Below are 15144 nucleotides of genomic sequence, written 5' to 3' on the forward strand. Positions count from 1 at the left end.
TACTCTGTAAGCGGTAAAAAAGGGTCTCGATTCGTTCAGGCCGATCATCGTATCGCAACCGGTTCATCTGCCGCCTTTCTTCTAATTACAGTAGAGGCTGTCATAACTTTCGTGTAAACGCTCACGGCTATCGGTACGCAATCTAGATATACTTAGGTAAAGAGGCCTTATTAAGTGAGGTCACGCATATTGTTGACTTCCAGCAGTCTCTCCATTTCGTTTATAACCATTAAATACTAAATATAGATATTTATTCAAAACTATGATATGCTCTCTGCAAGCGCTTTCTACAACGTTTAAATACCTATTTCGGCCGGAATAGGTACGATTAACCAAATCAAAGGAGGAATAATTAATGAAAAAGGTTTTATCGCTTGTGATGGCCGTTGCTTTGCTGCTCGGGATAGCCTCCCAAGCAAGCGCAAGCGGAGGGGTCAATTTCTTTAACCCGTATCCGAACAGCACCAACGCTACGGTTCCTAACTATATCGGCTTTACGAAGGCTGCAGGTACCTACCAATATCAACTCTTCATTCAGGAGACCAACGCAGGAAACCGAACTTACAATTCCGGTAAGCTTTACGCTCCTTCAGGCGGCTACGAAATACGCCATACCTTGTCGTCAATGACTAAGAATATGCTGCCGGGCGGGACTTATCTTATTCGAGCAGAATGTTTCAACATTTCCGGTACCTTGATCGGCAGCGATTCCACCACCGTAACGTTCCTATAATTAATTTCATGATTGCGAAAACCGGTCGTTCAGGCAAATGCCCGAACGACCGGTTTTATTAGGACTTCGAATTATTTATAAACTATTGCGACCTTATTACGATCGGTTCATTAAGAAGTCACGTCTCTTCGCGTGAACATTAGCCATGAAATCAGATTAAAGGCTACGAAATAAATCGCAAGCACGCCGATGGAGAAAGAAAGCGTCATGCCGCTTTGATAAGGTTGCCCGCTCAGATACTGGGTGAGATCGGTGTTCGCGAACAATAAGTACTTGCTCCAATCGAACCTCTGCAAGGCCTCCAGAAGGATATTTCCCGCGAACAGGGCAGCTATGGAGAATCCGATCGCCATGGTGCTACTGCGGAAAGCGGACGAGATCATAAAGGCCATCGTCACGTACAGAATCGTCGAGACCCCGTTGAGCATATACGTTTGCAAGAGGTTGAGGAACATATTATTTTCCACGATTACACCTTCCTTCACCTCGATCAGCGGTAAATCCAGATGTCCGAAGCCGAATAATACCCCGTTCGCCAGAAAGGATACGACGAATAACGCGAACAGCAGCAGGATTCCGAACATTAAGGAAGCAACGTATTTGGAAATAAGGATTTTCAGACGATTGGCAGGTCGGATGAGGAGCTGTTTGATCGTTCCGGACGCGAATTCGCCCGCTACGATATCTCCCGCGATAATAATGGTGAACACCGAGATCAAGATCGCCAGCTGCGCGGAACCGTTCACGCCGTCCCAGATCGAGCCATCCTCCGTTCGTATATCCCGCTCCAAATGATAGTCGATGACGGCGATCCGCTGCAGATTGAATGTGCGGTCCTCCGCCTCCAATCCGGGCTTCTTCAGAACCTCGTTCCGATGCTCCTTCTCCTGTTGCAGCACCGTACGCCAGCCGTCGCCTTGCGACTCTTTGCCGTCGAATTGCCATGACATGATATTGATGAAAAGCACGAAGGCGACCAACAATCCGACCAAGATCCACGTCCGCACCCGCCGGTATATCTTCATGTTTTCATTGCGCACCAAATTAAACAATCTGCTTGCCCCCCGTCAATTCCAAGAACCCGTCTTCCAACGACCGGCGAACCGTCTCGACGCCGTAGATCCGAACGCTATGCTGCATTAACTCCGCCAATATCTCCGGTATGCGTTCCCGTTCGGTCGTCAGCTCAACGATCCCCTCCACGCCCAGCTTGACCTCTTCTATACCGTCCATTCGGCTCAGTGCCGCCATTACGAGCTCAGGCTGCTGCGTTTCGATCCGATAGGTTTGAGCCTGCCCGCTCCCTTGGGTGAAGTACTGAATCGGCTTCACGTCGACAAGCTTTCCTCCCTGGAGGATGGCGACCCGATCGCACATCAGCTCCATCTCGGACAACAGATGACTGGATACAATAACCGTGATGCCGCCGAAACGGGTCAACTGCCGCAAATAATCTCGCAGCTCGCGAATTCCCGCCGGGTCAAGGCCGTTCGTCGGTTCATCGAGAATCAGCAATGAGGGCTGGTGCAGCAGCGCTTGCGCGACTCCGAGACGCTGACGCATGCCGAGCGAGTACTTCTTCACTTTATCGTGAATGCGGCTCTCCAGCTTGACCAGCTTAACCACTTCGTCGATCCTCTCCTTCGTCACGCCCGGCACCATGCGCGCATAATGAACGAGATTCAGGTATCCGGTCAGATACTTGTACATTTCCGGATTTTCGACGATGGCGCCAACATGCTGAATCGCTTGCTCGAATTCGGTTTTAATATTTTTGCCTTTGATCAGAATCTGGCCATTAGTCGTCGTCATCAACCCGACGATCATTCGGATGGTCGTCGTTTTCCCTGCCCCGTTCGGGCCAAGAAAGCCGAAAATCTCCCCTTGCGGAACGTCGAACGTCAGATCGTCGATGATCGTGGAACGGCCGATTCTTTTCGTTACGTTTCGCAGACTGATTATGGGTTCGCTGGTGCTCATCATATAGTGCCTCCCTGTAATACGGATTCTATTGCGCTCGTTAAATTTATATTGAATTTAGCATATAATTTATTGTTAAACAATATATTTTTGTTGTTAAATTTTTCGTATACAAAAAAGAAACTGATGCTTTGAGCATCAGCTTCTTGTTTATTATAGGCAATTGCTATTTATAAATCGTAAAAATGAGATCGGTATCCTGCTGTTGCTGCCAGGTAGCTCCGCCATCGTTGGAATACTGGGCGATGCCCCCGGCATAGATGTCTTGATTGATGTAGCCGAACCCGTATTTATTGTCCGTCGATCCGTCGTCCAGCGCGTTCGGCGACCGATAGACCAGCCCGTATTTCTTATTGACGTCGAGTCCGGTCAGTCTCGGGTAGATCGAATATGGCTGCGGAGATCCCATGATATTGTGGGGAGGGATAGCCGCGGTGAACAACTTCTTGACCGGCTTAAGATTAGCGTCCAACTCCACGACGTCCAGATACAGGTTATCTTCAGGCAGCTTGTTAACATAGCTTTCGTAATAATAGACGTCCAATTTCGGCAAATTGCCGCTTGTCAGCGAGAACGTCTGCATTCTTTGAACTTGCGCGCGAATGTCCGAATAACCCCAATACGAGACATTGCTGGTGTCCTGCGCGATGACGTAGCCCGTGTTGCCAGGGATGTTATACGCCTCGATTTCGGTCACCGAATTAAGCCAGTGGGCCGTTTTGATGTATAGCCTGACTTTAGAAGTCGTTACGGTCGGAAAGTCCAGCAATCTGCGGTCGCCGAGCACCAACCCTTTCGTCAGGTCGACGTATTGGGACGTAGCATCATCCCAGTATTGAAGCGAGTATTGCCAGGCTTGGTACTCTTGCTTGTCGTAGCCGTATTCGTTAACGACGACGCGATTTAAGGCAGTCGGCGAGCCGAAGTCGATCTCCAACCATTCGTCGTTGGTTCCTGGCCAAGCGGCGCTCCAACGTGTCGAGAGATCGCCGTCGATCACTTTGGAACCTTCATTCCCTTCGCCGTAGTAGGTAGAAGCCGTTACGGAGACGCCGGCGCCTCGCGCCAGATTGACGGGAACGTCTACGCCTTCTCCGTGGCCGTTGTTGGTTATACGAAGGATGATGGACTCGCCGGGCTTGAGCACGCGCGAGAAGCTGCCCGTGAACGTCCCGAGTTTCGTCCCGCTGTAGAGCTCTGAAATCGCGTACGGAACGTTGCCTTTTAATTCGAGATCTTCGAAATTCACGACCACGGGCTTCGCGTTGTACATATCCCAGTTGGAAATCCCGACGATCGTGCCTTTACTCTTGTCCTTTTTGTCCATATCTCCTTTTTGGTCTCTATCGTCTTTCATATACACGACGGACGGAGATCGCTCGCCTTTGTGGTAGAAATTCGTCATGCTTACCGGTTTGGCTGCTTTGCCCATACTCGATACGTCCATCAAGCTGGGGTTCATCGCGATCGTTTTCATTCGGTCTTCCGTGACCATCGTTATATTATCGCCGATCAGCCAATGTCCTCCGCCCATTAAAATGGCCGTAGAGAGGAGTGTCGCTTGATTTAGCGTCGTTTTGCCGTAAACGCCTTGAATGACGTTTTCCAATATCGCCATGTCGCCGTCGTTGTACTTGTATAACGTTCCGTTCGTCCACCAAGAGGCAGCCGCATTCAAGGCTTGGCGTTCCATGCCCGAATATTGAATGCCGGCGTTATCGTTCAGGCCTATCGTCGTATCGCAACCGGTTCTTCTGCTGTGGGCATAACCCGAAGGCAGCAACGGCGCGATCGATTCGTGAATGAATATTTTCTGAGGGGCGGCAAGCAGCGTATCGCGCATGGCTTCCATACCGAGTCGGTATGCCTGCATCCCGTTCTTGGTGGCGTCGTGGAAGCTGCCTTCGAACATGCCGAAATCAAGGAAATCCAGCTTGACGTAATCGAACCCGGGCTCCACGAAGTAATAGTTCGTCAGCCATATTAAGTAGGCTTGTCCCCCCGGATGGGTCGCGTCGACGATCGGCGTATTGAGATAGGACATGATGTTATTGCCGTTCGCGTCTTTAAGCGCGATTTCATCGAAAGTATAAGACGTCGTAGGCACGATATCGGTCAGCTTGTCCCAAATCGCGAAAGGAGCGGCATAGGACCCGGCCTTCATACCTTTGCCATGCACGTAATTCACGTAATCGTGCAGGTTCTCGACGACCGACTTGTCTTTGACGCCTTGGTAGCAGCAATCCAGATTCATATAGTTATAGCCGAGCGATTTGAGGTTCGCCGCGAAGTAATCCGTCGTGCTGAATAGCGCGTCGGCCGTTCCGTAGTCGTTAACATAATTATTGTAATACGTGTTATATCCTTTCGGAACCGGCTCGCTCCACGGCAGCATCGGCTCTCCGACGGAATAGGCTTCCCCGAATGTCTCAAGTCCGGTCCGGTAGTCGTCGAAATAGCCGAGGAAAAACAAGTCCGAAGACACCGAAGTCCCGCTCTGCTGACCGCCGGCATTATAGACGGAAAATCCGGTCAGAGGCCCGTTGGCGACGGTTGCTTGACCGAGATGCTGCATGCTTTTCCAATTCTTCGTCGTGGCCGCGCCGGCTACGAATCCGTTCTTACCGGCATCGTCGAACATGGCCGCGACCCAATAGCTCGTTCCGTTAAAAGCGCTCCAGACGTCGTCGACTCCGTAAGGCTTGTCGTATCCGTTCTGGCTTTTGCCGAAATCTTGGACGGGAGCGACGCCGAAATCGTAGTTGTTGGTGTAAGGCGTCGTATAGATCCGCTTATCGTTGCCCGAACCGATATCCAGATTGTCCGCCGCGATCGGTTCGAGCACGTCGATCGATTGGCTCGTCGCGTTGTTCACCGTCATGTCGGCTAGCACGTACGACTGGTTATCGTACATCGTCAGGCGCAGAACGATCGTCGAGCCGGTGTCCAAGACGTTCGTAATCGTCAGCCGTTTGCCTTTCTTGCCGTATTGGTCGTTGCCGATCGACGTCCATGATGCCGTTCTCGTTCCCGGATCATAGGAATGGACGCGCGCCGTAGAGCCGGCGACTTGATAGTCCGAATAGAAGTTGGACAAGAGCGTCGTTGCGCCTTTCTTAAAAGCGCCGCGTCCGGTAGATAAATCGTAAGTAACGGCGATGGAGCGATTGACAGCGGTTACAATAGTGCCCGTTTGCGAAATCTTAAAGCTCTCGGCATCTGCGGACGCGATGCCGACGGGGAGAATCATCGAAAGCAAGAAAACCAAAACGAACAATCCTTTAACGTGTCGTCTCATTAAAAGCTTCCCTCCAATAATGATAGTTATCTCTTGAATGCTCCAGCCGAACCAATTCATTAGTTCCTCCTTCCCAAAGCATTATCGTGCGATACGAAAAGCTCGCGCTTGCCCCTATATCTTACTGTTCGTCCCGCCTTATCGTAAGGTAGAAATATGTGCTTGCGATGTTCAATATTTTGTACTCGACACAGGCCAGTCCCCTATTCGATCGGGGACCGGCCTGTTTGTCGTCTCAAACTTCCTGGTTTGTAATTTTTTAACTGAATTAGTAGACTAGAGTTATCAATAGGAGGGTTAGAATAGATGGGGAAATTTCAGGCGGATACATTCTCGAAGGAAGATATGTGCATTACTAGAGTTGATGATAATAAGTCGCTATGTTACGGTGACGCGAGATCGGACATAGAAAAGGCGCTCGGTAGCGGAAGTCAGGCACAAACGAATTCCATTAACTATAAATCGGGCGTGACTGTGTTTTATCGAGACAACAAGGTAGTAGGATTCGCACTTTCGGAAGGCTCTCAAGACATTTACAAGACGGCTCGCGGGGCTCAGATCGGCATGACCAAAGAGGAAGTGAAGAGCCTCTACGGCCAACGTTTTGCTTATGAACCCATGGAGTTTAACTTGGATTATGCATATGATACGATGACCGGCACGTTGGTAGAGAAGGAGGAAGTCTATTCTTCGAAACTGCAGCAACTAAGGGAGCAAATCTTCCTCACATCCGTCATGTTCGATGGCAACAACAACGGAGCGGCATCGTTCATCGGATTGATTGATCAGAAGATGGCGCTTTTCTTGGAATAGATGAATTGGAAGCTTAGCGCGGAGCACGGCCAATATTTCACTCCATCAGATAGGTAACTCAATCACTCCGGACCTCATGTCTCTGAATATATTGTGTCTATTCCAATACTATCAGGGTACTGAGGGAGTGAAGTTATGCCTGGACTGCTTCGCACGATCAATGGAACGGCCACCCTTAACGCAACGGCAAGCTTGAAGACCAAACACGAGGGCATCTTAAGCGCGAATATCGAATTCGTTACCAATCCAAACCGCGGCATCTCCGACTTCTTCCTGAACGTAACGCAGAACGCATGCAACCTGGCCACGGTCAAGCTGCAATCGCTGACCCGCTCGAGCAGCAGACTTACCGCTTTCTTCGGCAAGCAGGTGAAAGGCATTACCAGCGCCAACATCGTGTTCGCGGAGAAGAACGACGATATAATCGCAAGAGGATTCATTAACAAGAAAGCAATCATTCCGTTCAAAGCCAGTTGCGGATGTAATAGAGGCTGCCATTGCACAGGTGCTAAAAAAGTGAAGTTTAAAGATGGCACGACACTGAAGATCTGCATCGATAAGTCTCTAGAGCTCGCTCTTGAGCGACTATTCGCGAAGCTAGAACGCGTGATCAAAAGGCTGATTAAGCGTCAGAACCCCGGGAAAGGAACCGATCCCGCGTGCATCGCCAGATGCCTTAGAGCGGGCACGATTTGCCAAGCCGCATGCAGCATTTTCGCTTTCATATGCGCTCCTGCATGCTTGGCCGTTCAAGCTATCTGTGTGGCAACTTGCTGACCCTTCAATAGGCAGGGGCCATCCTTTACGGGATGGCCCCTTTCTCTGTTCTCGCTTTGTTATACTTCTTGCGTATGTCTTTCGCGAATGGCTTCTTCGGTTGGAGGGACAAGAAAATCTACGAACATTTCCGCGGTGGTTTGCACTTCCTCTAGGAAAGGACGGAAACTCTTATTGTATTCTTGGAACGCACGTTCATAATCTCCATGGCACTTCCGGAAAGCATCGGCTAAGGCGGACGCCCCATCTATCGCAAGTGACCCGCCCATGCCGGCAGCCGGAGAAGCGCAGTATCCAGCGTCACCAACTAGCGCTACCCTGCCCTTTGTCCACGACGGCATTTTCACTTGGCAAAGCTTGTCGAAGTAAAAGGTTTTCGAGTTCTCCACTTCTTCCAGCAATTCCGGTGTTCTCCAGCCTAGTCCTGAAAACCGATTCAGAATGATATTCCGCTGCTGTTCTTCGTTTCGGTAGTCGTAAGGAATTTCCTTATCCGAAGAAAAGCAAAGGACGATATCTGTTTTATTATTGTAGGCGTTCAGCATGATCGCCTTGCCCGGCTCGTTGTACATCTGCGTAGTATTTTCCTTAATCAACAACTTATTCACGATCGTAATAGAGAAATAAGTTTTAAGAAAATGCGTAAATTCCGCCTCTTCGCCGAAGCACGCTTTTCTGACGACCGAATGAATACCGTCGCAGCCGAATACCAGGTCATAAGAGCGCTTTGGGCCCCCTTTGAAAGCTACTTCGACGCCGTTACTTTCTTCCTTCAACGATGCTATGCTATCGCCGAAAATAAAATCGACATCGTCTTTGACGGCCCCGAACATCATATTCAGCAATACATCTCGCTCGATTTCATATTCATCATCCGCGAGATCCTCGCGTAATTCCGTTCTTTCTGTAACATCATTCGAATTTTTGTACTCCGTCAATTCCATCTTTAAGTGGTTCGACTGGATTTGGTCGAGCAGCCCCATACGTTTCACGATGTCGACGGTATTTCCGCGGATATTTACCGGCGTGCCGCCTCGTTTGAGACCTTTAGCAATCTCAACAACTGTGACGTTGTAGCCCAACTTACTCATCCAGTAGGCTGTTGAGAGCCCGGCAAAACTCGCCCCGCTAACTAGGACATTTTGTTTCATGCTTGTTCCCCCCGTGATAGTTGTATTCGTGTTCCATGGAGCACATGTGATTATGCTAACCGACTCGTATATAAGGTAAATTAATTTTATGAACTCAATATTAACAGCTCGCGCGGCAAAATTAAGAGGCACCCAATAATGGATGCCCCGCAATCTCTGACTTTTATCCACCTTGAGCTCCTAACAGCTTAATTCGCCGCTGGATTTGGTTTCTTGGATTGGCGGCACCAATCGGTGTGACCTAATAAACCCCTCATCGTTGCCATATATTTTTCTTCCGACTGAGACCATCTTAATTTAGCCAGCTCCTCTGCGTCGGGACCAGCAACATAGCGCAGTCTATTCGTCGCATCGGAAGCGGCAACATTACTTAGAACGGTTCACCCCCGAATAGAAATTTTTATTTTTACCTTATTCAAACCAGTTGGTGGGGCACATATAGCTCTTCTAAGCTCGTGATTTCTTCAGCTGTCAATTTAACCGACAAAGCCGAAACCGCATCTTCGAGATGGCTGATCTTGGTCGACCCGATAATAGGTGCTGTGATCTCTTCCTTTTGCAACAACCACGCAAGTGCTATTTGTGCGCGTGGAAGGCCTCGGTTAGAAGCAACCTCCGCAGCTCTTTCCGCAACTTTGCGATCAGCTTCTTCCGTTCTTGAGAATAATGCCTTTGCTACTTGATCATTATCGGATCGCGAGGTCTGCTCATTCCAATCTCTGGTTAACCGGCCTGCTGCCAAAGGCAAGTACGGAGTGACTCCAACTCCTTGATCTTTGCAAAGGGGAAGCATTTCCCTCTCCTCTTCGCGATAGAGTAAGTTGAGTCTGTTTTCCATGGAAACGAACCGTGTCCAACCATTGCGCTCCGCGACGTGCTGAGCTTTCGAGAACTGCCATGCCAACATGGAGGATGCTCCGACGTATCTTACCTTGCCCGCCTTAACTACGTCGTGAAGGGCCTCCATCGTCTCTTCAATCGGCGTATTATTATCCCAACGATGAATTTGGTACAAATCGACGTAGTCTGTTCCGAGCCGTCTTAGACTGTTATCCATTTCGGTCATGATGGCCTTACGGGAAAGTCCCATGGCATTCGGACCTTTGCGCATCGGAACGAACACCTTTGTGGAAATAACGATTTCGTCACGACGAGCGAAGTCCTTTAATGCACGTCCTACAATTTCTTCGCTTGTTCCATCGGAATACATATTGGCGGTACTGAAAAAATTGATGCCCATTTCCAGTGCTTTCCTAATGATCGGTCTGCTTTGCTCTTCATTCAGCGACCATGGAGCATTGCCACGCTCTGGTACTCCAAAGCTCATACTTCCAAGGCTAAGCCTCGAAACATCCAAACCCGAATGCCCAAGTTTTACATAATCCATATCATTACACGCTCCTCAAAAATATTGGTAAGACTTCCACGCCTTCAGGTTACCCGTGGTTGACATGTCAACCCAACAACACTTTAGCACCTTGTGGTTGACACGTCAACCGTGCTATTATGTGGCTATGGATAAAAACGAGCTAAGCGATAATGAAATGCGAATATGGAATATGTGGAAGGGTTCCTTTAAGAGAATCTTCGGCCGTGTCGTAAAGGACATGTCCGAACACACAGGACTATCTGAGGGTGATTTCGGAGTATTGGATCGGTTAGCCCAATTTGGGGACGGTAAGCTTCGCCAGCAGGAATTAGCCGACTCGATGGACTGGGACAAGAGCCGACTGTCACATCATCTAACGCGCATGGAAAAGCGCGGACTTGTGCTGAGGAAAACATTAGACAAAGATCGTAGTGTTCAAGTCATCATTACATCCACCGGAAAATCGGCCTTGGATGGGGCCCTACCCATAGTCTCAAAGGCCATACGTACGCATTTTCTAGATCAGTTAACCGATCAGGACATTGAGTCGATTACCAAGCTGGCTGATCGAACTAAATCGAGGTCTTCAGCGGCTGGCAAAGACTCGACACCTTGATCGCCGTTTTTAATGTGCTCATGAATTATTCCAACAAATCGGCGTGAATTTCATACAATCTTATCATCATCTCGCTTGCTCCTCCTCCTTCTTCGTGTGCCCCTAGAGACGATGTAAGGACAGAGATAGCGCCTGTTTCGTTGATCCTACAGCTAACGATGTCACCTTTTAACCGATGGCGCGAAATATCGTTTAACTCCGTGTCCATGATCACGATGCTGCTAAACCCTACTCGAATCACGACTCTCCCTAATGAATCCACGGTTAAGAAATCCAGTTCTGCCTCCTGCTTTTTTCGAGAGACGATGTGAAAGGACTCGGTATCCACTACGACAAGTTCTCTTTCATTGAGATGCAGAAATAACTTTTGATTTTTAGTATCTACTGCCGAAGAAGTAATCGAGCCTTCCAACTCGAATTCCGCTATCCGCTCAAAATGTTCGTTCAAATATATAACTCTAGTACGAAAGACTCCAGAGGACAAAGCTCTAGCAAAATAAAAGAGCCTTCCGTCATCATCAAATAAGAATGTTCCGTAAGGATCATTATTTTCCGACTTAAAGGTTGCCTCGACCTCTCCTCGACCATTTAATTTTACAAGTTCTGGCGACTGTTCTTCAGTGCTTATACACACATGAATGAATTGATTTCGACAACAGAGAAAACCCGTACAAGGAAATTCCCACCTCACGTTTAAGCTCGGTTCATATGCCCTAAGCGTATCCCACGCGCTGTTGAAAGCAAGAAAAGCTCCATTATCTAGTAGATAAATCGGATGATACGATCCACCTTTCAAGGAAGTCTCGGAAATCTTGTTCCCTTCATAATCGAACAGATAATATTGGGACCGGATAAAACAAAAAAATGAAAGATAGCCGTTGGATGCGCTTAAATGGCCGGTTCCACTGCGATATCGGAATGAGCTAATGTCTAAACTTGACTCTAGCGTACCGTTCGGGAAATAGGTATAGATGCTTTCTTCTTTGTAGGACCCGCTGCTCCGATCGTAGGGAGGTGTGCCAATTACATACTTATTGTCACCTAAGGATCCAATTAATGCTCCCTCAAATTCCATTAGCAGAGTAACTTTCATTTGATTCTTGATGCGGTTTTTCTTGTTGTTCTCGGCGATATATTCATCAATTAGGGAGAGATTTCGTTCGCATCGAAAATCGGCTTCCTTACCTTCGGAAAGCATCCGATGATCGATCCAAAGCGCAACCCCCAAGAAATACTGAAATAACTGCAATTTCTTACCCAAATCCTCGCAAGCGAGGATTTCTTTAACATACTTAACTTCGACCGATTCGAATTCAAGTTCTTTGATAAACAGTTTAGGCTTGCCGGGTTTCTTAGGTAAACCATATCCGTTCTCATTAATATGGCTGTCGATGACTTTCCCGTTTCTGTAGACCGCAATCCTAAGCACATCATCGTCGAAATATTCGATGGACAGTACGCTTTGGTCAATGGCTTTCGATAGTTTCCTCGCCGATTTCTCAAGGTTGCCGACCTGAAATTGCTCGCATACGACGGTAGTCCAACCCTTCGATAACTGAATTGCCCTACTGCCGGGTAATGCTTTCTCGATTTCATCCGTTGAACATGCTCTTACCTGCAAATTAGCAAAGCTAGTGCCCATTATATCTCCCCTAATCATTGGCTAACCTTACTTGGCTCCGTCCCCTAAGTGTTGCCGTAGCTTCTCAACTAGTCCCCTTTTAAGTACTCTAGTTTGTCGGGGTTCTTTACAAAAATACATCGCAAAGGTAAGTTACCACCAGTGCGATGTATTCTAATCCACATACTACTATTTAACTTTCTGCTCCTATCCATAACCTCTAGCTCTGCATGGACCAGGCTTCTACATCCCACGTTTTGGTTACCCAATCCTCATAGAATTCAGGCTCATGAGAGACGAGAACGACCGTACCCTTGTAGGCGGTTAACGCTCGCTTCAGCTCGGCTTTGGCAACGATGTCCAAGTGGTTCGTCGGCTCATCAAGCAGAATCCAGTTGCTTTCATGCATCATCAGCTTGCAAAGACGAACCTTTGCCTGTTCTCCGCCGCTGAGTTGATTAAGAGGGCGAGTAATATGCTCGTTCTTGAGACCGCAGCGGGCAAGCGCCGCCCTCACTTCTTGCTGGGTCATAAAGGAAAACTCATCCCATACGTCCTCCAGCGGAGTCATCATTGGCGCCTTAGCCTCCTGCTCGAAATAAGCGGGAGACAAGTAATCGCCCCGATACGTCTTGCCTTCCAGCGGAGGAATAACGCCGAGAATCGTCTTCAGGAGCGTTGATTTGCCGACGCCGTTACAGCCTGCGATAGCAATCTTATCGCCTCGCTCAACGACCATGTTCATCTTAGGCAGAAGCGGCTTATTGTAGCCGATCAGCATTCCCTCCGTTTCGAATACGGTCTTGCCGCTCGGTCTGGTTTCTTTGAAATTAAAGGTCGGCTTGGCCGCTTCCTCCGGCTTATCGATGCGGTCGATCTTGTCGAGTTGTTTCTCGCGGCTCTTCGCGCGTCCGGTGGTAGAAGCTCGCGCCTTGTTTTTATTAATGAATTCCTCTTGCTTCTTAATATATTCCTTCTGCTTCTCGTAGGCGTCGATGTGCTGCGTTTTGTTCAGATCGGCCATCTCCAGAAACTTCTCGTAATTGGCCGAGTAACGCGTCATTTTCGTAAATTCAAGATGATAGATAACGTCGACGATCTGGTTCATGAAGCCCGTATCATGAGAAATAAGAACGAATGCATAGGGATATCTTTTCAAATAATTCGTCAGCCAATTAATATGCTCTTCGTCCAAGTAGTTCGTCGGCTCATCCAGCAATAAGACGCCCGGCTTCTCAAGCAGCAACTTGGCGAGCAGAACCTTCGTCCGCTGTCCGCCGCTAAGCGCCGTAACGTCGCGGTCAAGCCCGATCGCATTAAGGCCTAAACCATAAGCCATTTCATCGACCTTCACGTCGATTAAGTAGAAGTCTCCGATTTCAAGCGCCTCTTGAATCTCTCCCATACGCTCCAATAGTTGATCCAACAGTTCCGGATCAGCATCGCCCATCTGCGCGGTAACACCGTTAAGCTCCTCTTCTAATACGAGTAACGGCAGGAACGCATCCTTCAGAACGTCTCGAATGGTTTTACCAGCTTCAAGCTTCGTATGCTGGTCCAAGTAACCGTAACTAACATGAGGCGTCCATTCCACCTTACCCTCGTCCTTCAACAACTTGCCCGTCAAAATATTCATAAGCGTAGATTTCCCCGTACCGTTCGCGCCAACCAGCCCGACACGTTCGCCGTCAAGCAGACGGAAAGACACATTCTTAAACAATACCCGGTCGCCGAACGAGTGCGATAAGTTCTCAACTGTCAACAAACTCATTTTCTATATCTCCATTCATTTATGCGCCTTGATTAAATCTTGCAAAATCTTTTGATTTATCCGACTCATTGTATCACAGAAACGTTTGATCCATGTTAACTGATGAGGTTATGAATAGTTACAGCAATCATTGCTAGTATCCGTCAGGCATGTCGCGGCGGAAATCTCTTGCCGAATGTTGGAGTGTGACAAAGTTACGGTTACGCGTAATTTGATTTTGATATTATCGTTCTCAGGAGCTCAATAAAAATCAAACTAATCAGGAGGTTTTAATCATGAACTTGAAAAACAAAATGGTCGTTGCATCTTTAGTTGCCTCGTTGGCGTTACTCAGCTTGAATATCAGCAATCCGGTTCACGCCGCTCAAAAAGCGGAAAAGGGTTCTTCTCTCGTTTCGGTACGTGATACCCTCGTCAATCAGTATCAAATCGTTTCCAGCCGCATTACGCTCAACAAGGCTAACGGTTATGTACAAGTGGACGGTTTGGATATCATTAAGCCCAAATCAATCGTCAATGGCATTTCCTATGCTACCTCGGACACGCTTAAAGCAGTTGGAGAAAAAGAATCCATACGGCATCCGCTGACCTTCGTACTCGTTCACGGCGCTTGGGCTGACAGCAGCTACTTTGATGGTGTGGCCGTGGAGCTCCGCAAAATGGGATACACAGTCTACACGCCGGAATATGCAGGGCATGGCGCGAATGCGGCCCAAAATGTGACTCACGAACAAATCACAACCTCGGTCGTCGATTATATCAAAGAGAAAAACCTTCACGATATTGTCCTACTCGGGCATAGCTTCGGCGGTACCGTCGTGGAGAAGGCCGCTGAACAAATTCCCGATCGCATCAAACGCTTGGTATTCTTCGATGCTTTCGTCCCGCAAAACGGCGAAAGCGTGGTGGATCAGTTCCCCGCTCCCATTCAAGAGCTTTTCAAGCAGCTTAGAAGCACGTCGACAGACGATACGATCGCTCTTCCCTTTCCGATCTTTCGCGATACGTTAGCCAA

12 protein-coding genes are annotated in these 15144 nt (G+C 48.4%); 5 read left to right on the forward strand and 7 right to left on the reverse strand.

Features of this window, described 5'->3' with window-relative positions:
- Window positions 1-355: 355 nt before the first annotated feature.
- Window positions 356-733, forward strand: coding sequence for a hypothetical protein (locus DFP95_RS21370; RefSeq protein ID WP_115994725.1), 378 nt, complete (start codon window positions 356-358; stop codon window positions 731-733).
- Between the two features lie 110 nt (window positions 734-843).
- Here DFP95_RS21370 and DFP95_RS21375 read toward each other — a convergent pair whose 3' ends face one another.
- The 3 genes from DFP95_RS21375 to DFP95_RS21385 all read right to left on the reverse strand — a co-directional run bounded on the left by DFP95_RS21375 (window position 844) and on the right by DFP95_RS21385 (window position 6011).
- Window positions 844-1785 (reverse strand): ABC transporter permease, encoded by a 942-nt coding sequence (locus tag DFP95_RS21375; protein WP_115994726.1) that lies wholly within the window; start codon window positions 1783-1785, stop codon window positions 844-846.
- Window positions 1778-2716: an ABC transporter ATP-binding protein gene (locus DFP95_RS21380; RefSeq protein ID WP_425453311.1), complete on the reverse strand. Its 939-nt coding sequence runs from the start codon at window positions 2714-2716 to the stop codon at window positions 1778-1780. The genes DFP95_RS21375 and DFP95_RS21380 overlap by 8 nt, the downstream gene beginning before the upstream one ends.
- Before the next feature lie 163 nt (window positions 2717-2879).
- Entirely contained in the window at window positions 2880-6011 is a 3132-nt protein-coding gene (locus DFP95_RS21385) for a discoidin domain-containing protein (RefSeq protein WP_115994743.1), read from the reverse strand.
- A 306-nt stretch (window positions 6012-6317) separates the two neighbouring features.
- Between DFP95_RS21385 and DFP95_RS21390 the strand changes: the two genes are divergently transcribed.
- Window positions 6318-6824: a hypothetical protein gene (locus DFP95_RS21390; RefSeq protein WP_115994728.1), complete on the forward strand. Its 507-nt coding sequence runs from the start codon at window positions 6318-6320 to the stop codon at window positions 6822-6824.
- Between the two features lie 135 nt (window positions 6825-6959).
- Window positions 6960-7601 carry a hypothetical protein gene (locus tag DFP95_RS21395; protein WP_115994729.1) on the forward strand — a complete coding sequence of 214 codons (642 nt, stop codon included), beginning with the start codon at window positions 6960-6962 and terminating at the stop codon, window positions 7599-7601.
- 59 nt (window positions 7602-7660) lie between these two features.
- On the opposite strand, the gene DFP95_RS21400 is transcribed toward DFP95_RS21395, so the two are convergent.
- Together DFP95_RS21400 and DFP95_RS21405 are read right to left on the reverse strand one after the other, a co-directional pair.
- The gene (locus tag DFP95_RS21400) at window positions 7661-8752 is read right to left on the reverse strand and encodes an FAD-dependent monooxygenase (RefSeq protein ID WP_115994730.1); all 1092 of its coding nucleotides are present in this window, start codon (window positions 8750-8752) and stop codon (window positions 7661-7663) included.
- Window positions 8753-9167: 415 nt separating this feature from the next.
- Window positions 9168-10139 carry an aldo/keto reductase gene (locus DFP95_RS21405; RefSeq protein WP_115994731.1) on the reverse strand — a complete coding sequence of 324 codons (972 nt, stop codon included), beginning with the start codon at window positions 10137-10139 and terminating at the stop codon, window positions 9168-9170.
- 220 nt (window positions 10140-10359) lie between these two features.
- Between DFP95_RS21405 and DFP95_RS21410 the strand changes: the two genes are divergently transcribed.
- Window positions 10360-10737 (forward strand): MarR family winged helix-turn-helix transcriptional regulator, encoded by a 378-nt coding sequence (locus DFP95_RS21410; protein ID WP_245987827.1) that lies wholly within the window; start codon window positions 10360-10362, stop codon window positions 10735-10737.
- A 25-nt stretch (window positions 10738-10762) separates the two neighbouring features.
- Here the strand turns inward: DFP95_RS21410 and DFP95_RS21415 are convergent, their stop codons facing one another.
- A complete protein-coding gene (locus DFP95_RS21415) occupies window positions 10763-12379 on the reverse strand; it encodes a hypothetical protein (protein WP_115994733.1) in 1617 nt (538 codons plus the stop codon).
- A 199-nt stretch (window positions 12380-12578) separates the two neighbouring features.
- Window positions 12579-14129, reverse strand: coding sequence for an ABC-F family ATP-binding cassette domain-containing protein (locus tag DFP95_RS21420; RefSeq protein WP_115994734.1), 1551 nt, complete (start codon window positions 14127-14129; stop codon window positions 12579-12581).
- Window positions 14130-14404: 275 nt separating this feature from the next.
- On the opposite strand from DFP95_RS21420, the gene DFP95_RS21425 reads away from it, so the two are divergent.
- The coding region (locus tag DFP95_RS21425) for an alpha/beta fold hydrolase (protein WP_245987823.1) at window positions 14405-15144 on the forward strand (740 nt) is incomplete at its 3' end.

It is taken from the genome of Cohnella lupini (assembly GCF_003386205.1).
Lineage (GTDB): Bacteria > Bacillota > Bacilli > Paenibacillales > Paenibacillaceae > Cohnella > Cohnella lupini.